Source organism: Pinisolibacter aquiterrae (genome assembly GCF_019160155.1).
Taxonomy (GTDB): Bacteria; Pseudomonadota; Alphaproteobacteria; order Rhizobiales; family Ancalomicrobiaceae; genus Pinisolibacter; species Pinisolibacter aquiterrae.
This window is the reverse complement of the sequence record NZ_JAFNIH010000018.1, coordinates 56,611-80,080: the sequence shown is the minus strand read 5'-3', so window position 1 is coordinate 80,080 and position 23,470 is coordinate 56,611. Positions and strand designations below refer to the sequence as shown.

21 protein-coding genes are annotated in these 23,470 nt (G+C 68.2%); 10 read left to right on the top strand and 11 right to left on the bottom strand.

The genetic code is table 11. From position 1 onward, the window contains the following. Nucleotides 1-275: 275 nt before the first annotated feature. The 3 genes from J3S89_RS03465 to J3S89_RS03455 all read right to left on the bottom strand — a co-directional run bounded on the left by J3S89_RS03465 (nucleotide 276) and on the right by J3S89_RS03455 (nucleotide 4,786). On the bottom strand, nucleotides 276-1,907 hold the full coding sequence (locus J3S89_RS03465) for a fumarate hydratase (RefSeq protein ID WP_217926081.1): 1,632 nt from the start codon (nucleotides 1,905-1,907) through the stop codon (nucleotides 276-278). 206 nt (nucleotides 1,908-2,113) lie between these two features. Then, entirely contained in the window at nucleotides 2,114-3,961 is a 1,848-nt protein-coding gene (locus J3S89_RS03460) for a PHA/PHB synthase family protein (RefSeq protein ID WP_217926080.1), read from the bottom strand. 177 nt (nucleotides 3,962-4,138) lie between these two features. After that, nucleotides 4,139-4,786, bottom strand: coding sequence for an LbetaH domain-containing protein (locus J3S89_RS03455; RefSeq protein WP_420801294.1), 648 nt, complete (start codon nucleotides 4,784-4,786; stop codon nucleotides 4,139-4,141). 293 nt (nucleotides 4,787-5,079) lie between these two features. On the opposite strand from J3S89_RS03455, the gene J3S89_RS03450 reads away from it, so the two are divergent. The 3 genes from J3S89_RS03450 (at nucleotide 5,080) to fba (ending at nucleotide 9,635) form a co-directional block, all read left to right on the top strand. Further along, nucleotides 5,080-6,093 carry a class 1 fructose-bisphosphatase gene (locus tag J3S89_RS03450; protein WP_217926078.1) on the top strand — a complete coding sequence of 338 codons (1,014 nt, stop codon included), beginning with the start codon at nucleotides 5,080-5,082 and terminating at the stop codon, nucleotides 6,091-6,093. 282 nt (nucleotides 6,094-6,375) lie between these two features. Further along, on the top strand, nucleotides 6,376-8,382 hold the full coding sequence (gene tkt / locus J3S89_RS03445) for a transketolase (protein WP_217926077.1): 2,007 nt from the start codon (nucleotides 6,376-6,378) through the stop codon (nucleotides 8,380-8,382). Between the two features lie 188 nt (nucleotides 8,383-8,570). Further along, nucleotides 8,571-9,635 carry a class II fructose-bisphosphate aldolase gene (fba, locus tag J3S89_RS03440; protein WP_217926076.1) on the top strand — a complete coding sequence of 355 codons (1,065 nt, stop codon included), beginning with the start codon at nucleotides 8,571-8,573 and terminating at the stop codon, nucleotides 9,633-9,635. Between the two features lie 134 nt (nucleotides 9,636-9,769). Here the strand turns inward: fba and J3S89_RS03435 are convergent, their stop codons facing one another. The 7 genes from J3S89_RS03435 to J3S89_RS03405 all read right to left on the bottom strand — a co-directional run bounded on the left by J3S89_RS03435 (nucleotide 9,770) and on the right by J3S89_RS03405 (nucleotide 14,515). Beyond that, nucleotides 9,770-10,582: an anti-sigma factor family protein gene (locus J3S89_RS03435; protein WP_217926075.1), complete on the bottom strand. Its 813-nt coding sequence runs from the start codon at nucleotides 10,580-10,582 to the stop codon at nucleotides 9,770-9,772. 1 nt (nucleotide 10,583) lies between these two features. Continuing rightward, nucleotides 10,584-11,096 carry a sigma-70 family RNA polymerase sigma factor gene (locus tag J3S89_RS03430; RefSeq protein WP_217926074.1) on the bottom strand — a complete coding sequence of 171 codons (513 nt, stop codon included), beginning with the start codon at nucleotides 11,094-11,096 and terminating at the stop codon, nucleotides 10,584-10,586. 46 nt (nucleotides 11,097-11,142) lie between these two features. Then, nucleotides 11,143-11,529, bottom strand: a complete 387-nt coding sequence (locus tag J3S89_RS03425) for a COG4315 family predicted lipoprotein (RefSeq protein WP_217926229.1) — start codon at nucleotides 11,527-11,529, stop codon at nucleotides 11,143-11,145. A 118-nt stretch (nucleotides 11,530-11,647) separates the two neighbouring features. After that, nucleotides 11,648-11,932 carry a hypothetical protein gene (locus J3S89_RS03420; RefSeq protein ID WP_238483830.1) on the bottom strand — a complete coding sequence of 95 codons (285 nt, stop codon included), beginning with the start codon at nucleotides 11,930-11,932 and terminating at the stop codon, nucleotides 11,648-11,650. A 221-nt stretch (nucleotides 11,933-12,153) separates the two neighbouring features. Next, nucleotides 12,154-12,996 (bottom strand): S-formylglutathione hydrolase, encoded by an 843-nt coding sequence (fghA, locus tag J3S89_RS03415; protein ID WP_217926073.1) that lies wholly within the window; start codon nucleotides 12,994-12,996, stop codon nucleotides 12,154-12,156. 80 nt (nucleotides 12,997-13,076) lie between these two features. Continuing rightward, entirely contained in the window at nucleotides 13,077-14,204 is a 1,128-nt protein-coding gene (locus J3S89_RS03410) for an S-(hydroxymethyl)glutathione dehydrogenase/class III alcohol dehydrogenase (protein ID WP_217926227.1), read from the bottom strand. Between the two features lie 35 nt (nucleotides 14,205-14,239). Beyond that, the gene (locus J3S89_RS03405) at nucleotides 14,240-14,515 is read right to left on the bottom strand and encodes a metal/formaldehyde-sensitive transcriptional repressor (RefSeq protein WP_217926072.1); all 276 of its coding nucleotides are present in this window, start codon (nucleotides 14,513-14,515) and stop codon (nucleotides 14,240-14,242) included. A 98-nt stretch (nucleotides 14,516-14,613) separates the two neighbouring features. Here J3S89_RS03405 and J3S89_RS03400 point away from each other — a divergent pair, with 98 nt between their 5' ends. The 3 genes from J3S89_RS03400 to rpe all read left to right on the top strand — a co-directional run bounded on the left by J3S89_RS03400 (nucleotide 14,614) and on the right by rpe (nucleotide 17,466). Beyond that, a complete protein-coding gene (locus J3S89_RS03400; RefSeq protein WP_217926071.1) occupies nucleotides 14,614-15,465 on the top strand; it encodes a hypothetical protein in 852 nt (283 codons plus the stop codon). Between the two features lie 195 nt (nucleotides 15,466-15,660). Continuing rightward, the gene (locus J3S89_RS03395) at nucleotides 15,661-16,707 is read left to right on the top strand and encodes an acyltransferase family protein (RefSeq protein WP_274383120.1); all 1,047 of its coding nucleotides are present in this window, start codon (nucleotides 15,661-15,663) and stop codon (nucleotides 16,705-16,707) included. A 60-nt stretch (nucleotides 16,708-16,767) separates the two neighbouring features. Further along, on the top strand, nucleotides 16,768-17,466 hold the full coding sequence (rpe, locus tag J3S89_RS03390; protein ID WP_217926069.1) for a ribulose-phosphate 3-epimerase: 699 nt from the start codon (nucleotides 16,768-16,770) through the stop codon (nucleotides 17,464-17,466). 13 nt (nucleotides 17,467-17,479) lie between these two features. On the opposite strand, the gene J3S89_RS03385 is transcribed toward rpe, so the two are convergent. Next, the gene (locus tag J3S89_RS03385; RefSeq protein ID WP_217926068.1) at nucleotides 17,480-18,151 is read right to left on the bottom strand and encodes an HAD hydrolase-like protein; all 672 of its coding nucleotides are present in this window, start codon (nucleotides 18,149-18,151) and stop codon (nucleotides 17,480-17,482) included. Between the two features lie 203 nt (nucleotides 18,152-18,354). Here J3S89_RS03385 and rpiA point away from each other — a divergent pair, with 203 nt between their 5' ends. From rpiA to J3S89_RS03365, 4 genes are all read left to right on the top strand, one after another. Beyond that, nucleotides 18,355-19,047 (top strand): ribose-5-phosphate isomerase RpiA, encoded by a 693-nt coding sequence (gene rpiA, locus J3S89_RS03380; RefSeq protein ID WP_217926067.1) that lies wholly within the window; start codon nucleotides 18,355-18,357, stop codon nucleotides 19,045-19,047. 91 nt (nucleotides 19,048-19,138) lie between these two features. Further along, complete coding sequence (locus J3S89_RS03375; protein ID WP_217926066.1) at nucleotides 19,139-19,636, top strand: DUF2059 domain-containing protein; 498 nt, start codon at nucleotides 19,139-19,141, stop codon at nucleotides 19,634-19,636. 81 nt (nucleotides 19,637-19,717) lie between these two features. Beyond that, nucleotides 19,718-21,085 (top strand): glutathione-disulfide reductase, encoded by a 1,368-nt coding sequence (gene gorA / locus J3S89_RS03370; protein ID WP_217926065.1) that lies wholly within the window; start codon nucleotides 19,718-19,720, stop codon nucleotides 21,083-21,085. 297 nt (nucleotides 21,086-21,382) lie between these two features. After that, the gene (locus J3S89_RS03365; RefSeq protein ID WP_217926064.1) at nucleotides 21,383-23,389 is read left to right on the top strand and encodes a potassium transporter Kup; all 2,007 of its coding nucleotides are present in this window, start codon (nucleotides 21,383-21,385) and stop codon (nucleotides 23,387-23,389) included. Nucleotides 23,390-23,470 lie beyond the last annotated feature (81 nt).

Genomic DNA, 23,470 nt, shown 5'->3' with positions numbered 1-23,470 from the left:
CCGTGACGATATTGCCACCCGCCTGTGTTCGCGATGCAACGGCCGACACGGCCTCGAGGTGCCCCAAGGAGAGCGAACGGGTCGTTTCGGCACGCTCGTGAAACGATTTCTCGAGAATTTTCGCGGGAGCCGAGCGCGATTATGGCCTTGCCCGTACGGCGCGACTCGCGCCGAGGTGGTGGCGCCAGCCCATCGAATCGCGCCCCTGAAAGCCGAAGACCCGCGCCGATCGCTCGACGCGGGTCTCCTCTGGGGAACGTGGAGGACGCCGGCGATCAGCCGAGGTTCAACTCCTTGAAGAAGTCGTTGCCCTTGTCGTCACAGACGATGAAGGCCGGGAAGTCGACGACGTCGATGCGCCAGATCGCTTCCATGCCGAGTTCCGGGTACTCGATGCACTCCACCTTCTTGATGCAGTCCTGCGCCAGACGCGCCGCCGGGCCGCCGATCGAGCCGAGGTAGAAGCCGCCGTACTTGTTGCAGGCGTCGCGCACCGCCGCCGAGCGATTGCCCTTGGCGAGCATCACCATCGACCCGCCGAACGACTGGAACTGGTCGACGTAGCTGTCCATGCGTCCCGCCGTGGTCGGGCCGAAGGAGCCGGAGGCCATGCCTTCCGGGGTCTTGGCGGGACCGGCGTAATAGATCGGGTGGTTCTTGAAATAGTCGGGCATGCCCTCGCCCTTCTCCAGCCGCTCGCGGATCTTGGCATGGGCGAGGTCGCGGGCGACGATCAGCGGGCCGGTCAGCGACAGACGCGTCTTGATCGGATACTTGGAGAGCTCGGCGAGAATCTCGGCCATCGGCCGGTTCAGGTCGATCTTCACCACGTCGGTGTCGAGGTGGTCGTCGCCGATCTCGGGCATGTACTGCGCCGGATCGTGCTCGAGCTCCTCGATGTAGACGCCGTCCTTGGTGATCTTGCCGAGGCACTGACGGTCGGCCGAGCAGGAGACGCCCATGCCGATCGGCAGCGAGGCGCCGTGACGCGGCAGACGGATCACGCGGACGTCGTGGCAGAAGTACTTGCCGCCGAACTGCGCGCCGACGCCGGAGGCCTGCGTCAGCTTCAGGACCTTCTCTTCCATGTCGAGGTCGCGGAAGGCGTGGCCGAGTTCGGATCCTCGCGTCGGCAGTCCGTCGAGGTAGCGCGCCGAGGCGAGCTTCACGGTCTTGAGGTTCAGTTCCGCCGAAGTTCCGCCGATGACGATCGCCAGATGATAGGGCGGGCAGGCGGCGGTGCCCAGCGTCAGGATCTTCTCCTTGATGAAGGCGAGCATCCGGTCTTCGGTCAGCATCGACGGGGTCTGCTGGAAGAGATAGGTCTTGTTGGCCGAGCCGCCGCCCTTGGCCATGAAGAGGAACTTGTAGGCGTCCTCGCCGTCCTCGTAGATGTCGATCTGCGCCGGAAGGTTGGTCTTGGTGTTCTTCTCCTCGTACATGGTGATCGGCGCGAGCTGCGAGTAACGCAGATTGCGCTTCAGATACGAGTCGCGCACGCCCTCCGAGAGCGCCGCCTCGTCGCCGCCCTTGGTGAAGACCCGGCGGCCTTTCTTACCCATGACGATGGCGGTGCCGGTGTCCTGGCACATCGGCAGCACGCCGCCGGCCGAGATGCAGGCGTTCTTCAGAAGATCGAGCGCCACGAACTTGTCGTTCTCGGTCGCTTCCGGGTCCTTCAGGATCTTGGCGAGCTGGGCGAGATGGCCGGGGCGCAGATAATGCGAGATCTCACCGAGCGCGGTCTCCGCCAGCAGCTTCAGCGCGGCCGGATCGACCACCAGCATCTCCTCGCCCTGGAAGGTCTCGACCTTCACGAAGTCCGAGGTGAGCTTGCGCCAGGGCGTCGTGTCCTTGGCGAGCGGGAACATCTCGGAATACTGGAAAGCCGGGGTCTCGGTGGTCATCTCTCAACGTCTCCCGAAGGCGAGGGGTCTCGCGAAGGACGTGGAAGGCGCGGGCGACCGACGCCGTTCCTGCGGCGGATCGCCGCGAATGCCGCGTTCTAGAACGCTTCCATCGCCACGCCAAGGCGTCGTTTGGTCGGGGGGCGAAAACGACGATCCCCGCGCCGGTGGGCGCGGGGATCCGTCTTCGAGGATGTGGGTTCGCCTCAGGGCATCAGCACATAGGTGCCGGGGGCGTCGCAGAGCGGGGCGTAGCCCTTGTCGGGCGCGCCCATGGGCGGCGGGGCGACCTTCTCGCCGGAGCGGGCGGCGAGCCAGTCGAACCAGGCGAGCCACCACGAGCCCTCGTGGGCCTTGGCGGTCTCGCCCCAATGCTCGGGATCGACATAGGGCGCGTCGGCCGGCTTGGTGGCGATGCGATAGGCACGATGCTTGTGGCCGGGCTCCGAGACGATGCCGGCGTTGTGGCCGCCGGTGGTCAGCACGAAGGTCACCTCCGAGTCGGAGAGCAGCGTGATCTTGTGCACCGACTTCCACGGCGCGACGTGGTCGGTCTCGGTGCCGACGGCGAAGATCGGGACCTGGATGTCCTCGATCGCGATCGAGGTCTCGCCGACGTGATGCCGGCCCTCGGCCAGATCGTTGTCGAGGAAGAGATGCTGGAGATATTCGGCGTGCATCCGGAAGGGCATCCGGGTGGCGTCGGCGTTCCAGGCCATCAGGTCGTTCATGGCGACGCGTTTGCCGAGCAGATAGTCGTGCACCATCTTCGACCAGACGAGATCGCGCGAGCGCAGCATCTGGAAGGCGCCCGACATCTGCTTGGTGTCGAGATAGCCGCGCTCCCACATCATGTCCTCGAGCAGCGACAGCTGGCTCTCGTCGATGAAGAGCATCAGCTCGCCCGCCTGCGTGAAGTCGGTCTGAGCGGCGAGCAGCGTCAGCGAGCCGAAGCGCTCGTCGCCGTCGCGGGCCTGACGCGCCGCCTCGATCGACATCAGCGTGCCGCCGAGACAATAGCCGACGCCGTGCACCTTGGTCGGGCCGCAGATCGCCTCGATCGCCTCGAGGGCGGCGACCGGACCCAGTTCGCGATAGGCCTCGAGGCCGAGATCGCGATCCTCGCTGCCCGGGTTCTTCCACGAGATGCAGAACACGGTGAAGCCCGCCGCCACCAGATGACGGATCATCGAATTGTGGGGGCTGAGATCGAGGATGTAGTACTTCATGATCCAGGCCGGGATGATCAGGATCGGCTCGGGATGGACCTCGTTGGTGGTCGGCCCGTACTGGATCAGCTCGATCAGCCGGTTGCGGAACACGACCTTGCCGGGCGTCGTCGCGACGGTGCCGCCGGGACGGAAGTTCTCGAAGCCTTCCGGCGGCATCTCGGCGAACTGGCGCTCGGCGTCGTCGATCGCGTTGGTGAGCCCGCGCTGCAGATTGGCGCCGCCCTCCTTCATCGTCGCGTCGAGCACTTCCGGATTGGTCGGCGCCCAGTTCGACGGCGAGAACACGTCGAGGATCTGGCGCGCCGAGAATTCGACCATGCGCAGGTGATGCGGGCTCGCGCCGCGCACGTTGGTGGTCGCCTCCTTCCACCACGCCTCCGAGAGCTGGAAGGCGTCGGCCATCAGGCGGAACGGCATCTGGTTCCAGGCGGGATTGCGGAAGCGCGGGTCGCGCGAGGCCTCGTGGATGGCGTCCTTGCCGTCGACCATCGCGTCGGTGGCGACGCGGCCGAACTCGATCCACTTGTGCATGGCGGAATCGACCAGCGCGCCGAGCTTGCCCGGCGAGGCCGCCAGGTGCATCGCCCAGTCGAACTGCGCCATCGCCATCGCCGCCGGGCTCATCCCGCCGGTGAAGCGCGCGATCATCGCGTGCGACGCCCGGTCGATCACGTCCGCCGCCTCGAGGCGCGGATTGAGCTCGACCACATGCGGCTCCTGACGCAGCTTGCGCGACACCGGCGTCGGCGAGAGCCGCGGCTCGGCCGCCACGACGGCGCCTTCGGCGGGCAGGGGTTTCTTTTCGATCACGGCGGTCGACATGCATCCTCCTCTCGGAGGCGCCTCCCGCCCCCGTCGCCGGGATCCACGCTCGAGAAGAGCGGACCCCGTCCGATTCGCGCCTTTATAGGCAGTGCAATAAAGGCGTTTTCGCGCCGCACACTAGCGCGGAACGCGTGGCTCGCCATGATTCCCATCAATTTCCGCATGGGGGAAATTTCAGATGAGGATACGTCCGTCGACGACCCGCCCCTCCCAGGCGTCGAGGAAGTCCTCGACCGAGAGCGCCCGGAAATCCGGCACCGCGCGTCTCAGCACCGCGTGCGGCCAGTCCCACCAGGCGAGCCGCATCAGCCGGTCCTCGATCGCCTCCGAGAAGCGCCGCCGGATCGGCCGCGCCGGATTGCCGGCGACGATCGTATAGGGCGCCACGTCCTTGGTGACGATCGCCCCCGCCCCGACGATCGCCCCGGTGCCGATCGTCCGCCCCGGCAGCACGATCGCCGCCCGGCCGATCCAGGCGTCGGGCCCGATCACCACCCGCTCGGCCCGCCGCCGCTCGAACTCTTCCGTCTCGTCGGCGACGTCCTCGAAATACTGCCAGGAGCGATAGGTGAAATGCGCCTGCGCCGCCCGTTCCATCGGATGGTTGGCCGGATTGATCCCGACCATCGCCCCGATCGAGACGAATTTGCCGATGTCGGCATAGACGATCTCGCAGTCGTTGACCGCGTAGGAATAGTCGCCGAACGCGGTCTCGATCACCGTCGTGCGCGCGCCGATCTTGACGAATTTCCCGAAGCGGCTGTCGCGGGTGACGGCGGTCTCGTGGATCAGCGGCCGGGCCCCGAGCCGCTTCTTGCGCACATGCGCCGGCAGACCTTCGTCGCCATGGGCTCCGGTCGGCGGGGGAGGGGAGGGTCGCTGGGTCATCGTCTCGACATTTCTTGCAGGCTTGACCGAAATACGCACGAAAGCCGTCATTTCCGCTTCGTGGATCGACGATATCGACCAATTGACGAGCGAATACCATCCCGTCTCGAGGGAAAGGCCGTTGCGGCTCGCGTCTCGCGGGGGCATCGGATGGTGCGACGCAATGGCCCGGCGCGTCGAGGGGGGATTGCCGCCCCTCGCGCCGGACGAGATCGATGGAGACGACGATGAAGAACGAGAGCCTGTATTCGTTCCTGGAGAAATGGGCCGGCCAGGATCAGCTGAAGCGGGACGTCGCCGCCACCGTTCATGCTCTCGCCGACGCCGGCCGCGACATCGCCGCGCTGGTCTCCGACGGCCCCCTCGCCGGCGAACTCGCCGCCGCCATGACCGAGAACGTCCAGGGCGAGGTCCAGAAGTTCCTCGATGTCCATTCCAACGACCTTCTGATCGAGGCCTGCAAGCGGGCGCCCGTCGCCGCCATCGCCTCCGAGGAGTTGGATCACCCGATCGCGCTGCACCACGACGGCACCGTCCTGGTCGCGGTCGATCCGCTCGACGGCTCGTCGAACATCGACACCAACGTCTCGATCGGCACGATCTTCTCGATCCTGAAGTCGCCCGACCATGTCGACGCCTCGACCCACGACGCCTTCCTTCAGAAGGGCCGCGACCAGCTCGCCGCCGGCTACATTCTCTACGGACCGCAGACGACCCTGGTGATGACCCTCGGCAAGGGCACCCAGATGTTCACCCTCGACCGTCGCCGCGGCACCTTCATCCTCACCAACCGGGCGATGAAGATCCCCGAGAAGACCAAGGAATTCGCCATCAACTCGTCGAACCGGCGTCATTGGAACGCACCCACCCGGCGCTACATCGACGAATGCGTCCACGGCGCCGAGGGCGCCCGCGGCGAGGACACCAACATGCGCTGGGTCGGCAGCCTCGTCGCCGACGGCCATCGCATTCTGGTGCGCGGCGGCGTCTATCTCTACCCGGCCGACAAGCGCAAGGGCTACGACGAGGGCCGTCTGCGCCTGATCTACGAATCGAACCCGATCGGCTGGGTGGTCGAACAGGCCGGCGGCGCCGTCTCGACCGGCAATGAGAACCTGCTCGATCTCGAGCCGCGCGTGCTCCATCAGCGCATCCCGCTGATCTTCGGCTCCCGCCACGAGGTGGAACGCATCGAGAGCCATCACGTCGTCGACGAGGACGAGCGCGAAGCGGCGGAGTGACACTCCGCAAGCGATGCCGCCGCCGGAAGATCTGGCGGCGGGGATCGGCGAAATCGGCGCGCGGTCGGGGACGGCCGCGCGCTTTTTCGTGGCGCCCGGTTGACTTTCGTCGCAGGCTCTGGCGCTTGACCCCTCTGTGATCGCGCCGAAAGCGCCCGATCCCGCCGGTTCCCGCGGCGAGGCCGATTGGCCGCAGCGGCGGAGGCGGTGAAACATGGTATCGCGTTGCCACACGATGGCGGTCGTGATCACGGCCGGCCATCGATCCGAGGAGAGTTCGAGATGACGAAGCCCGTGACCGACGCACTGACCTGGAAGGTCTCGGCCGCGATCCGCGCCCTCGCCATGGACGCCGTGCAGGCCGCCAATTCCGGCCACCCCGGCGCCCCGATGGGCATGGCCGAGATCGCGTCCGTGTTGTGGCGCGAGCACCTCTCCTTCGATCCGAAGAAGCCCAAATGGCCGAACCGCGACCGTTTCGTCCTGTCGAACGGCCACGGTTCGATGCTGCTCTACGCGCTCCTGCACCTGACCGGCTTCGACGTCTCGATCGACGACATCAAGTCCTTCCGCCAGCTCCATTCCAGGACGCCCGGCCATCCCGAGTTCGGCTACACGCCGGGCATCGAGACCACCACCGGCCCGCTCGGCCAGGGCATCGCCAACGCCGTCGGCATGGCCATCGCCGAGCGCACCCTCGCCGCCCAGTTCAACCGTCCGGGCCACGAGATCGTCGATCATCGCACCTGGGTCTTCGTCGGCGACGGCTGCCTGATGGAGGGCGTCTCCCACGAGGTCTCCTCGCTCGCCGGCACGCTGGGCCTCGGTAAGCTCAAGGTGGTCTGGGACGACAACGGCATCTCGATCGACGGCAAGGTCGCCGAATGGTTCGGCGAGGACGTCTGCGCCCGCTACGAGGCCTACGGCTGGCACGTCGTCCGCGACGTCGACGGCCACGACCCGCGCGCCCTCGATGCCGCCATGAAGGCGGCCGAGGCGATCACCACCAAGCCGGTGCTTATCCAGGCCAAGACCGTCATCGGCAAGGGCGCGCCCAAGAAGCAGGGCACCGAGGGCGCCCACGGCGCCCCGCTCGGCGCCGAGGAGATCGCCGCCGTCCGCGTCGCCATGGACTGGCCCTATGCGCCCTTCGAGATCCCCGACGACGTCCGCGCCGAATGGGACCGCACCACCCGCGGCGCCGAACTCTCCGGCACCTGGGAGACCCGCTTCGCCGCCTATGCCGAGGCCCATCCCGATCTCGCCGCCGAATTCACCCGGCGGACGAACCACGAGATGCCCGCCGATTTCGACGCTCTCGCCCAGGCCGCCCTCGAGGCGGTCGCCGCCGAGGCCGCGACCATCGCCACCCGCAAGGCGAGCCAGAACGCGCTTCAGCGCCTCGGCCCGATCCTGCCGGAATTCATGGGCGGCTCGGCCGACCTCACCCATTCCAACCTGACCAACTACAAGGGTCAGACCCCGATCACCCGCGATCCCGCCGGCAATGCCGTGCTCTACGGCGTGCGCGAGTTCGGCATGACCGCGATCGCCAACGGCATGGCGCTCCACGGCGGCTTCCTGCCCTATGTCGCGACCTTCCTGGTCTTCTCCGACTACGCCCGCAACGCGGTGCGCATGTCGGCGCTGATGAAGCAGAAGGTGGTGCACGTCTATACCCACGATTCGATCGGTCTCGGCGAGGACGGCCCCACCCATCAGCCGGTCGAGCACGCCGAGGCGCTGCGCGTCATCCCGAACCTCGACGTCTGGCGTCCCTGCGACGCCGTCGAGACCCAGGCCGCCTGGACCAGCGCGGTGACCCGCGCCGACGGCCCCTCGGCCCTGCTCCTGTCGCGCCAGAACCTCGCCCATCAGCCCCGCTCGCCCGAGCAGCTCGCGGCGATCGCCTCGGGCGGCTACGTCCTGGTCGAGCCCGCGTCCGCGCCGAAGGCGGTGATCGTCGCCACCGGATCGGAGGTCCAGCTCGCGGTCGCCGCGGCGAAGACGCTCGGTGAGGAGGGGCTCCCCGTCCGCGTCGTCTCGATGCCCTGCGTCGAGGCCTTCGAGCGCAAGCCGAAGGCCGAGCAGGACGCGGTCCTGCCCGATCTTCCGACCGTCGTGGTCGAGGCCGGCGTGACCCGCGGCTGGTGGAAGATCGCCGGCCGCACCGGCGCGGTGATCGGCATCGATCGCTTCGGCGAGAGCGCCCCGGAAAAGGCTCTGTGGCCGTTGTTCGGTTTCACCGCCGAGAACGTCGCCGCGACGGTCCGCCGCATCGTCGGCTGAAGCGAAGAAATTCACCGCGATGCGAGCAACTTCTTGCATCGCGGTGAAGGGTGTCCGTCGAAACCCCGTCCGTGACTTTCACGATGAGCGAACGTTTCACTTGAAAGCCCACGCCCGTGGTTTAAACCGAAACCAGTCGAGCGGGGCCGCGTTCGGCCTCACCCTCGAACAGTTCTGAGGAGACCCCGATGCCTCTCGTTTCCATGCGCCAGTTGCTCGACCATGCCGCCGAAAACGGCTACGGCCTGCCGGCCTTCAACGTGAACAATCTCGAGCAGGTCCGCGCCGTGATGGAAGCGGCCCGCGCGACCAAGAGCCCGGTCATCCTCCAGGGTTCCGCCGGCGCCCGCAAATATGCCGGCGAGGCCTTCCTGCGCCACCTCATCCTGGCGGCGATCGAAGCCTATCCCGAGATCCCCGTCTGCATGCATCAGGACCACGGCGCCTCGCCGGCGGTCTGTCAGGCGGCGATTCGCTCCGGCTTCACCTCGGTGATGATGGACGGCTCGCTCCAGGCCGACGGCAAGACCGTCGCCTCCTACGAGTACAACGTCGAGACGACCCGCACCGTCGTCAACTTCGCCCATTCGATCGGCGTCTCCGTCGAAGGCGAGCTCGGCGTGCTCGGCAGCCTCGAGACCATGAAGGGCGACAAGGAGGACGGTCACGGCGCCGAGGGCACCATGACCCGCGAGCAGCTCCTGACCGATCCCGATCAGGCCGCCGACTTCGTCAAGAAGACCCAGGTCGACGCCCTCGCCATCGCCATCGGCACCTCGCACGGCGCCTACAAGTTCACCAAGAAGCCGACCGGCGAGATCCTCGCCATCTCGCGCATCAAGGAGATCCATGCCCGCATCCCGAACACCCATCTGGTGATGCACGGCTCCTCCTCGGTTCCGCAGGAACTCCTCGCCGAGATCCGTGAATTCGGCGGCGACATGAAGGAGACCTACGGCGTTCCGGTCGAGGAGATCGTCGAGGGCATCAAGTACGGCGTCCGCAAGGTCAACATCGACACCGACCTGCGTCTCGCCATGACCGGCGCGATCCGCCGCATGATGGCCGAGAAGCCGAGCGAGTTCGACCCGCGCAAGTACAATGCCGAGGCCCAGAAGGCCGCCTCCAAGGTCTGCAAGGCCCGTTACGAGGCCTTCGGCGCCGCCGGCCAGGCCGACAAGATCAAGCCGATGCCGCTCGAGGACATGGCCGCCGCCTATGCCTCCGGCAAGCTCGAGCAGATCGTGAAGTGATCTCACGCGGCGGGCGCCTCGCCGCCCGCCCGTGACGGGTTCGAGGAAACGTGCGTGGGGGCAAACCCGCGCCGCCCGGGAGAGACGCCGCCGCGGAGCGATCCGCGGCGTCGTCGTTCCCATCGCGTCCCCCGTCAGGATCGCCCGGCCGCGCCGGCGTCGCCGCCCGCGTCGAGCCGTTCGTAGACCGCCTCGGCGATCGGCAACAGGCCGTCGCGATCGAGCGGCGCCGTCACCGCGAAGCCCCAGCCGCGATCGACCCAGGCGAAGGTCGAGGACGTCGCGTCCTTGCGGAAGCGGAAGGCGGTGGTCTCGCCGTCGATCGCCTGGACCCACAGCGTCATCCGCTTGCCGCCGGCGTCCTCGTACATCAGTTGCGCCGCCGCCGTCGTCCCCGCCGGCAGCAGCCGCCCGCCGATCAGCTTCCAGCCGAGCCCCGCGAGATCCGGCGCGACGATGCGCCGGCCGAGCCGTTTCGACAGCCAGCCGACGAGATGCGCCTCGCGGCCCGCGTCGACCTCGACCGGATGCGCCACCTCGACCACGAAGGTGCGATGCGCCGCGCTCGCCTCTTCCGCCACGGTGGCATAGGCCGGCACCCGGACCGTCCCCGGGTCGTCGTAGCGTCGGGTCACCGCCGCTCCGGCCCCCATCCCGATCGCGAAGATCAGGCCCGCCGCCGCGATCCGCCCGAGCCCGCCGCCGCGACGGCGACGCTCGGCCTGGAGGGCGGCGATCCGCAGCCGGCTCGGGATCGGCTCGGCGGCGATCGGCGCCAGCGCCTCGCGCAGCGCCTCGCGGTCGCGCCGTTCGGCGGCGATCCGCGCGCCGACGTCGGGTGAACCGGCGACGAAAGCGTCCACGGCGGCGGCGCGCTCGGGCGTCAGCCGGCCGTCGACCGCCGCGACGAGATCGTCTTCACCGATGGGAGGTCGCTCGCCGCTCATGTCACTTCACTCGTCTCAGAAGGGGGATGCGTCCGGTTTCCAGGATCGCGCGGAACCGCTGCCGGCCCCGGGCGAGGCGCGACATCACGGTGCCGATGGGAATGCCGAGAACCCGCGCCGCCTCCTCATAGGAGAGGTCCTCGACGCCGACCAGGAGCAACAGCGACTTCTGCTCCTCCGGCAGCAACTCGAGCGCGGCGAGCGCGTCGCGCACGCCGAGCCCGCCGTCCTGATCGGGCGCGATCGCCGGCATCGCGTCTTCGTCGATCGCCACCGCCCGGCCCTGTCGTCGCCGTTGCCGCAGTCGATCGAGATGGAGATTGCGCAGGATGGTGAAGAGCCACGGGCGGGGATCCTCGCCCGGCCGCCGCATCCACCAGCGCGACAGCGCGCGCTCGAGACAATCCTGGACGAGATCGTCGGCGACGTCCGGGTCGCCGACGAGCGCGCGGGCATAGCGGCGCAGAGCCGGGATCTGCGGTTCGAGCAGGGCGGTGGGGTCCGTCCGCGACATGGTGTCGGTCCTCGAGCGAGGCAGTCTCGGGGGTGCGCGCCGTCGATCAGGGCTTGGCCAGGCTCCAGGCCCCGTTCAGGAAACCGTCGCCGGTGGTGTCGCCGGGCTTGGTGTCCTTGACCCAAGCATAGAGCGGTTTGCCCTTGTAGGCCCATTGCTTGGAGCCGTCGTCGCGGGTGATCACGCTCCAGTCGCCCATCGCCTTGGCGTCGGCGCCGGCCTTGAGCGGCGGCCAATTGGTGGCGCAGGGGCCGTTGCAGGCGGACTTGCCGTCGGCGTCCTTGGCGAAGGTGTAGAGCGTCATGCCCTTGGTGTCGGTCAGCACCTTGCCCTTGGCGGTGTCGCCGGTCATGGCCGGATCGGCGGCGAGGGCGAAGGTGGTGCCGGCCGCGAGCACGGCGGCGGCGATGAGGGTGCGGAAGGGGGCTTGCATCATCGGAAGTCTCCTCGTCGGGTTGGGTCGACGAGAAGAAGACGACGGAGTGGCGGGGATTATTCCCGCGCACCGTGAATTTATCGAGGGCAGGGGAGGGGGCTCGTATCCCTCGGCGTCAACGTGCCGGATGAAGCGGATGGAGCGGCTTCGTGCCCGGCTTTCCGGTCATCGGATTGACGTTGCCCCGGGTCGACCAGTTGTCCGCGCGTGTGCCGTTCGGATCGGTCTGGTAGTGGCCCTGCACATGCGTCCCCTTGGACGTCGTGTAGGGGGCGACATAGTGATAGCCGCTGCGCCCGCCCTTGGCTTCGGCGAGATCGGCGGTGGCGACTGGGGCGACGGCGGCGAGGAAGAGCAGAACGGCGGCGCGCATGAAGTCTCTCCCGTTGGGACGGGACATCCTTCATCTCGGCCACGCCGGCTCGCCACGAACTCTATGCAATCAATGATTGTATATGAAAATCATGGTCAACGAATTCGAGTGTGGCCGCGCCGCCGCCGCACCCCGGGCTCGTAGGGTGCAATTGCGCAGCGTATTGCACCTCTCTTCTCGACGCCGAGCGCCCGGCCCACTCACGCGCGGATGGTGGAATACGCTCCGCTGTTCCACCCTACGAGGCCTCACCCCAATCTCTCCGCGTGCCAGCGCAAATGATCCGCGATGAAGCTGGCGATGAAATAGTACGAGTGATCGTAGCCGTCCTGGCGGCGCAGCGTCAGCGGCATCCGCGCCTTTTCGCAGGCCGCCTCCAGGAGCTCCGGCTTCAACTGCGCGGTGAGGAACCCGTCCGCCGTGCCCTGGTCGACGAGGAGCCCGGGGAGCCGCGCCCCGTCCTCGATCAGCGCGCAGGCGTCGTAGTCCCGCCACGCCGCGCGGGTCGCGCCGAGATAGCCGGTGAGCGCCTTCTCCCCCCACGGGCAGTTCATCGGCGAGACGATCGGCGCGAAGGCCGAGACGCTCGAGAAGCGCGACGGCTCGCGCAGCGCCATCGTCAGCGCGCCGTGGCCGCCCATCGAATGACCCATGATCCCCTGCCGCATCATGTCGGCCGGCAGTTCGCGGCCGACGATCGCCGGCAGTTCCCGCTCGAGGTAAGAGCGCATCCGGTAGTTCTTCGCCCACGGTGCCTCGGTCGCGTCGACGTAGAACCCGGCGCCGAGGCCGAAGTCGTAAGATCCGGCCGGATCGTCCGGCACGCCCTCGCCTCGGGGCGAGGTGTCCGGGGCGATCAACATCAACCCGCGTTCGGCGGCGACGCGCTGGGCGCCGGCCTTCACCGTGAAGTTCTCTTCCGTGCAGGTGAGCCCGGAGAGGAACCAGACGACCGGAACCGGCCCGCGCTCGGCCGCCGGCGGCACGAAGACCGCGAGGCGCATGTCGCACTGCGTCTCGGCGGAGGCGTGCCTGTAGACGAATTGCGTGCCGCCGAAACACTTGGCGGCGGAGACCTGTTCGAGAGCCATGGAAAGCCTCACTTGACGGGCGTCGCCGCCGCGATCGTTCGTGGAAAATACGCCTCGGCACCGACGCCCTGGTGGGCGCCTCAGAAGATCACCACCGAACGGATCGACTTGCCCTCGTGCATCAGATCGAAGGCGGTGTTGATCTCCTCGAGCGGCATGGTGTGGGTGATCAGACTGTCGATGTCGATCTTGCCCTCCATGTACCAGTCGACGATCTTCGGCACGTCGGTGCGCCCGCGCGCGCCGCCGAAGGCCGAGCCCTTCCAGACGCGTCCGGTGACCAGCTGGAACGGCCGGGTGGAGATCTCGGTGCCCGACGGGGCCACGCCGATGATGATGCTCTCGCCCCAGCCGCGATGGCAGCATTCGAGCGCCTGCCGCATGGTCGTGGTGTTGCCGATGCACTCGAAGGAATAGTCGGCGCCGCCGTCGGTGAGGTCGACGATCGCCTCGACCACCTTGTCGCGGCCGACCTCGTCCGGGTTGACGAAGTGGGTCATGCCGAACTTCTTCGCCATCTCGGCCTTGGCCGGGTTGAGATCGACGCCGATGATCTTGTCGGCGCCGACCATGCGCGCGCCCTGGATCACGTTGAGGCCGATGCCGCCGAGGCCGAAGACGACGACGTTGGAGCCCGGCCGCACCTTGGCGGTGTAGATCACCGCGCCGATGCCGGTGGTGACGCCGCAGCCGATGTAGCAGATCTTGTCGAAGGGCGCGTCCTCGCGGACCTTGGCGACGGCGATCTCCGGCAGCACGGTGAAGTTCGAGAAGGTCGAACAGCCCATGTAGTGGAAGATCTCGGATCCGCGCCCGCCGACCGGCTCGCAGGAGAAGCGCGTGGTCCGGTCCGGCATCAGTCCCTGACCCTGGGTCGAGCGGATCGCGGTGCAGAGGTTGGAGCGCTGCGAGAGACAGGTCTTACAGCCTCGGCATTCCGGCGTGTAGAGCGGGATGACGTGATCGCCGGGCTTCACCGAGGTGACCCCGGCGCCGATCTCGCGGACGATGCCCGCGCCCTCGTGGCCGAGGATCGCCGGGAACTTGCCCTCCGAATCGAGCCCCGACAGCGTGTAGGCGTCGGTGTGGCAGACGCCGGTCGCCATGATCTCGATCAGCACCTCGCCCGCCTTGGGGCCGGAGATGTCGATGGTCTCGATGGTCAGCGGCTTGTTGGCCTCCCAGGCCACCGCGGCGCGGCTCTTGATCATGGTCTCTCCTCCCGTCGCCGACGAACGCGGCGTCATTTCAAGTAGGTGCGCAGGATGCGCATGGTGGCGTCGAAATCGGTCTCGGTTTCGCTCGAGGCGGCGCGGTCGATGCCGAGCGTCTCGCGCAGGTGGCTCTCGAGCACCTCCGCCATCAACCCGCCGGCGGCGCCGCGCAGCGCCGAGATCTGTTGTAGGAGGTCGCGGCACTCGGTGCCCGCCTCGATCGCGCGCTCCAGCGCCTCCGCCTGCCCCTTGATGCGGGCGAGGCGCGTCAGCGCGCGTTTCTTGTCCTCCGGCGAATGGGGCATGAACCCTCCGATCGCGACGCAGTCTCGGGGAGGGGCGAGGCCTTGTCAACATACTCCGGGGGGTATGCCGATCTGGTGTGGAAGGCGAGGAGGCCGAGATGATCGGCTGGCGTGTCGACCGCGCGGCGGGTTTGGCCGAGGTGTGGAAGCGCGATCCCTCCTGGCGTCCGCCGGCGAGCCTCTACGCGACGCCGCGTGGCGCCATCGAAACACTGGAAAGAGAAACGCTCGCCGCCGAAGAGCGATTGCGCGAGTTGGACTACGAGCAGGGAACGGCTTCGAAATTCGTCTACCGCGACGGAACGGGCCGTCGCACCGATGCCGAGATCCACCGCCCGAACGGCGAATGGGTCGGCGAACGGTTCGAGAGGGCCGGGAGCGACGTGACGACGGTCTCGCCATCGGTCCTCGAGTCCATTTGGCAGGAGCTTTCTGCGGGGGCTCGGCTGCTGCCGCTCGATATTCGCTATAGGGGAATATCTTATGAAACCACGAGTGGTGGTATCGTCGGTCTCCGAGACAGCGAGTATCCCGGGTGGACCATCGACCTGATGAGCGGTTCGTTCTTCCTAACTCGGCGGGAGAGTATGAGGATCCACAACAGTCGCGATTTCACGAGAAAAGCCATGGTGAATCTGCCCATTCGCGACGTGCGGGGCTACGAGTTCTTCGTCGACGACAAGCCGATGTGGGATTTTGAAGGCGCAGCTCAGCGGCTGACCGACGACCCCGCCGAACAGCGCGTCTTCGTCCGAGCCTGCATCCTGAAAATGCTCGAGACAGGGGCGGTCCCCTATGAGCATCGCGACGGCGTTCCCTACGGCATGGACACCAGCCGCTGGGACGGCAAGTCGCCCGATGCGATCGCCGACGACAGCGTCGAGGCGACTTTCGCCGCCCCGGACATCTTCATGGCCAACATCTGGTGGGCGTCACACCGATACGTGTGAGCGACGTCGGCGTGGTCCGGCTCGTCCGACGGCGTGGCCGATCCCCGCGAACGGAAACGGCGGGACGGCCGTATCGCCGGTCGCCTCGAGCGGCACGGCGAGGTTCCACCGACGTCTGCCGCCTCTGACCTTCATGCGAGATTTCTCGTGCGTTTCGTGAAATGCTGCTTCGGGTTCGTCAACCCAGGGGCGATCATGCGCGAAATTCTCTCTATTCAATATTTGCGAGCGATCGCGGCGGCCATGGTCGTCGTCTACCATTGTTTCTACGGCGCCCTGGCGCCGGCCGATCGCACCGGCTTCGCCTATCAGATCTGGTCGAGCGGGGTCGACGTCTTCTTCGTGGTCTCCGGCTTCGTCATGTGGGTGACCACCTCGCGGCGATCGATCGGCCCACTCGCCTTCTGGCGGGCCCGTATCGCCCGCATCGTGCCGCTCTATTGGGTGGCGCTGGCGTTCTATTGGCCGATCCTGGTCGCTTTGCGCGGGCTCGATGGGGCACCGTCGCTCTCCGAGGTGATCCTCGCCTTCGGTTTCGTGCCCTATCGCGACCCGGCCACCGATCTGATTTCGCCCTATCTCACCAGCGGTTGGACGTTGACCCACGAAATGATCTTCTACGCCGTGTTCGGCGCTGGTCTCCTGATCGCCGATCTCCGCCTCCGGGTGGCTCTGGTCGTGACGGTGTTCGCGGTTCTGATCGGACTGCGGGTGGTGATCGGCGCCGAGACGCCGATCGCCTTCCGCTTGACCAGTCCGCTCGCTCTCGAGTTCCTCGCCGGCATGGCGTTGGCGATCGCCTGGGAGCGGTTCGCGGGAGCGGCCTTCGTGTCGATCCTGCGGCCGCTGGCGGCGGTGGCGGCCGTGGCCTTCCTGATCCTGGTGACCCGACCTCATGTCGAGGCATGGCCGCGGGCGCTCGTCTTCGGGGTGCCGGCGGTGGCATTCGCCTTCCTGGCCGTGAGCCTCGAGGATCGGTTGCGGGCTCGGCCGATCGGCTGGCTGAAGCGATGGGGCGATGCCTCCTATTCGATCTATCTCGCCAACGAGGTCTTCCTGGTGCTGGTCGACCAGGTGATGCCGCGCCAGGTGCTGCCGCTCCTGGTCGAGGTCGCGCTGCTGTTCGCCGCATCGATCGCCGTCGGCCTCGGGGTCAACCGCTTCGTGGAGGTGCCGCTCGGCCACGTGTTCCGCCATCGCCGTCTCCGGCTGCGGGAGGCGGGAAGCGGATCATCGGGTTGACAGGGGCGCCTCGGAGGCGTTTGGGTCCGGCTTCGGACCCCGACCTCGAGACCCCCGCCCATGTCCAGTTCCGCCTTCGCCCCCGTCATCGCCCCCTCGATCCTCTCCGCCGACTTCGCTCGTCTCGGAGAGGAAGTGACGAACGTGCTCGCCGCCGGTGCGGACTGGATCCATTTCGACGTGATGGACAACCACTACGTCCCGAATCTCACCATCGGCCCGATGGTGCTCCAGGCGATCCGTCCGCTGACCAAGGCGCCGATCGACGTCCACCTGATGGTCGAGCCGGTCGACCGGATGATCGAGATGTTCACCGACGCCGGTGCCGACATCGTCACCTTCCACCCGGAGGCGAGCGGCCACGTCGACCGTTCGCTCGACCTGATCCGAAAGAAGGGCGCCGAGGCCGGCCTCGTCCTCAACCCGGCGACGCCGCTCTCGGTGCTCGACTGGGTGATGGACCGCCTCGACGTGATCCTGCTGATGTCGGTCAATCCCGGCTTCGGCGGCCAGAGCTTCATTCCGCACGTCCTCGACAAGGCGCGCGCGGTCAAGGAGCGCATCGACGCCTCGGGCAAGTCGATCCGTCTCGAGATCGACGGCGGCGTGAAGATCGACAACATCGCCGAGATCGCCGCCGCCGGCGTCGATGCCTTCGTCGCGGGCTCGGCGATCTTCGGCAAGCCCGACTATGCCGGGATCATCTCGACCATGAAGGCGGAGATCGCGCGCGGTCGCGGTGAGACGATCGACGTCTGAGCGGACGATCGCCTCAGGCGATCCTCAGCCCCATCACCGCCTCGAAGAGGTCGTCGAACCGATCGACCACCGCGTCGGGGCCGTAGCTCTCGACCGGCTTGTCGGTGTAGCCGAAGGTGACGCCGACGACCGGCACGCCGGCGTTCCGGGCCGCGTTCACGTCGGTGCCGCTGTCGCCGACCATCACGGAGCTCTCGCGCGCGCCACCGGCCCGGTCGATCGTGCCGAGGAGATGGCCGGCGTCGGGCTTGCGGGTCGGGAAGGTGTCGCCGCCGCAGATCGCCGCGAAGCGCGAGGCGAGTCCGAGTTCGTCGAGGAGCCGCACCGACAGGCCCTCGAGCTTGTTGGTGCACACGGCGAGCCCCCAACCGGCGGCGGAGAAACGGTCGAGCGCCGCCACCGCGCCGGGGAACGGGCGGGAATGGACCGCGATCGCCTCCGAATAGAGCGGGATGAAGCGGGCGAACAGCGTGTCGAGCCGGTTCTCGGCGAGCGGCGTCTCGGCGAGCGCGAAGCCGCGCGCGATCATCGCCCGCGCGCCCGCGCCGAGGAGCGCGCCGGCATCGGCCCGCGTCATGGTGCGGATGCCCTCGTCGGCGAGGATCCGATTGAGCGTCGCGATCAGATCGTCGGCGGTGTCGACGAGGGTTCCGTCGAGGTCGAGGACGAGCAGCGGACGGGTCATGAGCGGGGATCTCCGAGAGAAGGACGTCGCGAGCCGGCGACACTAGCCGCCCCCGTGGCGGCGCGAAACCCCGGGGCCTCGGCCTGCGTCGGTTTCTCGCGCCGGACCGTTCGGACTGGCGAGCCGCGCCCGCCTGCGCTATGGAAACCCTGTCGACGAGGGCAGGGAGGCTCTCGCCGCCCGACATGAGGATGCGATCGACGATGAGCGCCGACCTGAAGAAACGAGCCGCCGCGGCCGCTCTGGAGTTCGTGCGGCCCGGCATGCGGCTCGGCATCGGCACCGGATCGACCGCCGACGAGTTCACGAAACTGCTCGGCGCGAAGGTCGCCGCCGGCCTCGACGTGATCGGCGTGCCGACCTCGGTGCGCACCGCCGATCTCGCCCGTTCGCTCGGCATCCGCCTCGCCACCCTCGACGAGATGCCCGAACTCGACCTGACCGTCGACGGCGCCGACGAGATCGGCCCCGGCCTCGCCCTGATCAAGGGCGGCGGGGGCGCGCTCCTGCGCGAGAAGATCGTCGCCGCCGCCTCCGCCCGCATGGTGGTGATCGCCGACGCCTCCAAGGTGGTCGATCCGATCGGTGCCTTCCCGCTGCCGATCGAGGTCAACGCCTTCGGTCTCGGCTCGACGGCGCTGAAGATCGCCCGCGCCGCCGCCGAGCTCGGCCTCGACGGGCCGCTCGTCAAGCGCGTGAAGGCCGACGGCTCGGACTTCGTCACCGACGGCGGCCATCTGATCCTCGATGCATCATTTCGCCGAATTCCCGATCCAATGAGTCTGGCGCGCGCGCTGGTGGACATCCCCGGCGTCGTCGAGCACGGCCTCTTCATCGGTCTGGCCTCCGCCGCCGTGGTGGCCCGTGCCGACGGGGTCGACATCCTGTCGCCCTGACCCCATCTTTCCGGTCGGCGCTCCCGCGCGCGGCCCTCGATCCGGCCCGCGCTCCCGCGGGCCCCATGAGAACACTCAACCGGAGCCTCCGATGACCCGTTCGCTCGCTTCCCGTCTCGCCGCCGCCGCGCTCGTCTTCGGCCTCGCCGGCCCGGCCTTCGCCGAGGACTACACGGCCGACCATCTGGCGGCCGCCAAGGCGGCGATCGAAGCCAGCCACGTCGGCGACGGTCTCGACAACATCCTGATCGGCGTCGCCCAGCAGACCAAGGGCCTTCTGGTGCGCACCCATCCCGCCCAGTCCAACCTGATCGACCAGCTGACCAACGCCGCCGCCCTCGAGCTGGCCGCCAAGCGTCCCGAGCTCGACAAGCAGATCCAGGAAGTCTGGGCCGCCCGCTTCACCAAGGAAGAGCTGCAGAAGATCGCCGAGTTCTACAACTCGCCGCTCGGCCAGAAGCTCTCCAAGGAGACCGCCGGCATGGTCCAGATGAGCGGCGTCGCCGCCCAGGTCTGGCAGCAGAAGATCGGCCAGGAGATGCTCCAGAAGGTGCGCGAGGCCGCCAAGGCCAAGGGCGTCGCCCTCTGATCGGCCGTCCGATCGCCCCCTGATGCTCTCGGACCCGTCCGGGTCCCGATCGTGGACGGCGGTTCCACGGGAGACGACGCCATGACCTTCGATCGGGATCTCCTGGTGATCGGCGCGGGATCGGGGGGCGTGCGCGCCGCCCGCATCGCCGCCGGCCACGGCGCGAAGGTCACCGTCGCCGAGGACTATCGGGTCGGCGGCACCTGCGTCATTCGCGGCTGCGTGCCGAAGAAGCTGATGGTCTATGCCGCCCGCTTCGCCGACGATTTCTCGGACGCGAAGGGCTTCGGCTGGTCGATCGGCGAGACCGCGCACGACTGGTCGGCGCTGATCGCCGCCAAGGATCGCGAGATCACCCGCCTCGAAGGGCTCTATGCCGCCAATCTCGAGCGTTCCGGCGTCGAGATCGTCCGCGCCCGCGCCCGGCTCGACGGGCCGAACCGCGTCCGCCTCTCCGACGGCCGGGTGATCACCGCCCGCCACGTCCTGATCGCCACCGGCGGCACCCCGGTGCGCGACGGCGGCTTCCCCGGCTCCGATCTCGCCGCCACCTCGGAGGAACTCTTCCACTGGCCGCGCCGGCCCGAGCGCGTGGTGGTGATCGGGGGCGGCTATGTCGCGCTCGAATTCGCCTCGCTCCTCGCCGGCCTCGGCACGAAGGCGACGGTCCTCTATCGCGGCGAGGAGATCCTGCGCGGTTTCGACGGCGAGGTCCGTCGCCACCTCCACGGCGCGCTCGTCGCCCGTGGGCTCGACGTCGTCACCGAGGATGCGCCCACCCGCCTCGAGCGCCGCGACGGCGCGCTGCGTCTGACCACGAAGGCCGGCCGTGTGATCGACGCCGACGAGGTCCTGCTGGCGATCGGCCGCAAGCCCGCCACCGCCGATCTCGGGCTCGACACGGTCGATCTCGCCCTGCGCCCCGACGGATCGATCCCGGTCACCGGCGCCGCCGCCACGACGCTGCCCTGGCTCCATGCGGTCGGCGACGTCACCGGCCGCCCGGCGCTGACGCCGGTGGCGATTCGCGACGGCCACGCCTTCGCCGACATCGTCTTCGGCGGCCTCGACCGCGACGTCTCGCACGAGCTGATCCCGACCGCCGTCTTCACCACGCCGGAGGTCGGCACCGTCGGCGCCGGCGAAGAGGATCTGCGAGCGGCGGGGATCGCCCACGCGATCTTCCGCTCGACCTTCCGCCCGATGCGCGCCACCCTCGCCGGCCGCGAGGAACGCACCTTGATGAAGATCCTGGTGGGCGAGGCCGACGACCGCGTGCTCGGCGTCCACGTCGTCGGACCGGACGCGGCCGAGATGGTTCAGCTGGTCGCCGTGGCGATGCGCATGGGCGCCCGCAAGGCCGATTTCGACCGCACCATGGCGCTCCATCCCAGCGCCGCCGAGGAGCTGGTGACCATGCGTCAACCCTCCGACCATTGGCGTCCGTGACGCCGCGAACCGCGCCTCGTAAGCTCGATTCGGTAGGGAATCGGAGCGATTTGACCCTGCATCCGAGCGGGGCTATTTTCCGCCTCGTCGAGGAGGGGCGGTCACGCGATCGTGCCCGAGACGCGCGAACCCAGGGGGCGAGCCCGCAGATCAGTGATCGGAGCAAGACCGGCGAAACGGCGCGAACCGCGCGATCCCTCCCGGTCTGGTGATCCGAATTCCGCCGGCCGCGCCGGCCGATCTCACGCCCGACGATCTCGACACTTCGTCCCAGCACACCTCCCCGAGGAGAGGGCCATGGCCCAGAACGATCAGGAACACCCGACGCCGGTCGACGTCGCCGCCGAGCCTCCGCGAGACTCGGCCGCCGATGCCGCGCGTGCCGACCTCGGAGCGGGTGAGCCTGCCGCCGCCAAGGAGGCGCCCGAAGCCGTGACCGCGCCGGCGCATGCCACGGGCCACACCCATGCCGGCCTTCTCGCCGCGCTCGGCATCGTCTTCGGCGACATCGGCACCTCGCCGATCTACACCCTCGGCACGGCCTTCAAGGTCGGCGTGATCCAGCCCGTCCCCGGCGACATCCTCGGCTTCCTGTCGCTGATCATCTGGTCGCTGATCATCGTCGTCGGCATCTGGTACGCGATCTTCATCATGCGGGCGGACAACCGCGGCGAGGGCGGCATCTTCGCGCTGATGGCGCTCGCCCATCGCGCCCGGCCCGAACTCGGCACGCTGATCGCCGTGCTCGGCATCATCGGCGCCTCCCTCTTCTACGGCGATGCCGTGATCACACCGGCGATCTCGGTTCTCTCGGCGGTGGAAGGCATCGCGGTCGCGGCACCGGCGCTCGAACCGATCGTCCTTCCGCTCGCGGTCGTCATCCTGACCACGCTCTTCGCGGTCCAACGCGGCGGCGCCACCAAGGTCGGCGGCTGGTTCGGACCGATCATGCTCGGTTGGTTCGGCCTCCTCGCGATCCTCGGCCTCAAACAGTTGATGCTCTATCCGGGCGTCCTGTGGGCGCTCGATCCGCGCTGGGCGATCGCCTTCATGTTCCACTCCGGCTGGGGCGTCTTCGCCATCCTCGCCGTCGCCGTCCTGGCGGTGACCGGCGCCGAGGCGCTCTACGCCGACATGGGCCACGTCGGCCGCGATGCCGTCCGCAAGGCCTTCGCCTTCGTCGTCGTGCCCTCACTGATCCTGGTCTACATGGGCCAGGGCGCCCAGGCGCTCGCCGATCCGCTGCACGGCCACGACGACCCCTTCTTCCAGATGGTCGGCCCCCACTTCCAGCCGATCCTGATCGTCTTCGCCACCCTCGCCACCGTCATCGCCTCGCAGGCGGTGATCTCCGGTGCCTTCACGGTCACCCATCAGGCCGCCCATCTCGGCTTCTGGCCACGCACCGACACCCGCCACACCTCCGCCGCCGAGCGCGGTCAGGTCTATGTGCCGGTGGTCAATCTGGTGCTCTTCATCGCCGTCATCGCCATCGTCCTGATGTTCCAGAAGTCGGAGAAACTGGCCGAGGCCTATGGTTTCTCGGTGACCGGCACCATGGTCGTCACCTCGATGTTGGCCTTCCTGGTGGCGCGCGGCGCGTGGAAGTGGCCGATCTGGCGGGCCATTCCGACCGTCGCCTTCTTCATGTTGTTCGACGTCGGCTTCTTCCTCTCCTGCGCCACCAAGGTGCTGCACGGCGCCTGGCTGCCGCTGGTGATCGGCCTCCTGCTGGTCTTCATCATGGCGGCCTGGCGCATGGGCCGGCTCCGGCTGGCGGCGCGGCGCCGTCACGAGGGCGTGCCGATCAAGATCGCGCTCTCGGCGCTGCGTTCGCCGCGCATCGAGCACGTACGCGGCACCGCGGTCTACATGATGGAAGACCCGGCGCTGGCGCCGCGCTCCTTCCTGCACAACCTCAAGCACAACAAGTGCGCCCACCAGCAGATCGTCTTCATGTCGGTCCAGACCGCCGAGGAGCCGTGGGTGGAGGCGGACAAGCGCGTCGCCGTCGAGATCCTCGGCGAGGCGATCGCCCTGGTCCGGGTGCGCTTCGGCTTCATGGAGACGCCGGACGTGCCGGCGGCCGTCCGGGTGTCGGAGACGATGGGCATCCACGTCGACAAGAAGGACCTGAGCTTCTTCGTCAGCCGCGCCCATCTGGTCGAGGGCGAGGAGGGCGGCTTCTGGACGTGGCTGCGCGGCCTCTTCATCTTCCTCTATCGCAATCAGGCCGACCCGGCGGAGTACTACCAGATCCCGCCCGGCCGCGTCGTCGACCTCGGCGCCCAGATCACCATCTGAGGGTCCGATCGCAGGCGATCGACGTCCGAAACGAGAAAAAAGGCCCCGGTCTCGCGACCGGGGCCTTTTCTCTTCGCGACG

What these genes read in the sequence shown, in the direction of transcription:
- J3S89_RS03465 (WP_217926081.1), bottom strand. Translation starts at nt 1,907, where the DNA reads ATGACCACCGAGACCCCGGCTTTCCAGTATTCCGAGATGTTCCCGCTC.
- J3S89_RS03460 (WP_217926080.1), bottom strand. Translation starts at nt 3,961, where the DNA reads ATGTCGACCGCCGTGATCGAAAAGAAACCCCTGCCCGCCGAAGGCGCC.
- J3S89_RS03450 (WP_217926078.1), top strand. Translation starts at nt 5,080, where the DNA reads ATGAAGAACGAGAGCCTGTATTCGTTCCTGGAGAAATGGGCCGGCCAG.
- tkt (WP_217926077.1), top strand. Translation starts at nt 6,376, where the DNA reads ATGACGAAGCCCGTGACCGACGCACTGACCTGGAAGGTCTCGGCCGCG.
- fba (WP_217926076.1), top strand. Translation starts at nt 8,571, where the DNA reads ATGCCTCTCGTTTCCATGCGCCAGTTGCTCGACCATGCCGCCGAAAAC.
- J3S89_RS03435 (WP_217926075.1), bottom strand. Translation starts at nt 10,582, where the DNA reads ATGAGCGGCGAGCGACCTCCCATCGGTGAAGACGATCTCGTCGCGGCG.
- J3S89_RS03430 (WP_217926074.1), bottom strand. Translation starts at nt 11,096, where the DNA reads ATGTCGCGGACGGACCCCACCGCCCTGCTCGAACCGCAGATCCCGGCT.
- J3S89_RS03425 (WP_217926229.1), bottom strand. Translation starts at nt 11,529, where the DNA reads ATGCAAGCCCCCTTCCGCACCCTCATCGCCGCCGCCGTGCTCGCGGCC.
- J3S89_RS03420 (WP_238483830.1), bottom strand. Translation starts at nt 11,932, where the DNA reads ATGTCCCGTCCCAACGGGAGAGACTTCATGCGCGCCGCCGTTCTGCTC.
- fghA (WP_217926073.1), bottom strand. Translation starts at nt 12,996, where the DNA reads ATGGCTCTCGAACAGGTCTCCGCCGCCAAGTGTTTCGGCGGCACGCAA.
- J3S89_RS03405 (WP_217926072.1), bottom strand. Translation starts at nt 14,515, where the DNA reads ATGCCCCATTCGCCGGAGGACAAGAAACGCGCGCTGACGCGCCTCGCC.
- J3S89_RS03400 (WP_217926071.1), top strand. Translation starts at nt 14,614, where the DNA reads ATGATCGGCTGGCGTGTCGACCGCGCGGCGGGTTTGGCCGAGGTGTGG.
- J3S89_RS03395 (WP_274383120.1), top strand. Translation starts at nt 15,661, where the DNA reads ATGCGCGAAATTCTCTCTATTCAATATTTGCGAGCGATCGCGGCGGCC.
- rpe (WP_217926069.1), top strand. Translation starts at nt 16,768, where the DNA reads ATGTCCAGTTCCGCCTTCGCCCCCGTCATCGCCCCCTCGATCCTCTCC.
- J3S89_RS03385 (WP_217926068.1), bottom strand. Translation starts at nt 18,151, where the DNA reads ATGACCCGTCCGCTGCTCGTCCTCGACCTCGACGGAACCCTCGTCGAC.
- rpiA (WP_217926067.1), top strand. Translation starts at nt 18,355, where the DNA reads ATGAGCGCCGACCTGAAGAAACGAGCCGCCGCGGCCGCTCTGGAGTTC.
- J3S89_RS03375 (WP_217926066.1), top strand. Translation starts at nt 19,139, where the DNA reads ATGACCCGTTCGCTCGCTTCCCGTCTCGCCGCCGCCGCGCTCGTCTTC.
- gorA (WP_217926065.1), top strand. Translation starts at nt 19,718, where the DNA reads ATGACCTTCGATCGGGATCTCCTGGTGATCGGCGCGGGATCGGGGGGC.
- J3S89_RS03365 (WP_217926064.1), top strand. Translation starts at nt 21,383, where the DNA reads ATGGCCCAGAACGATCAGGAACACCCGACGCCGGTCGACGTCGCCGCC.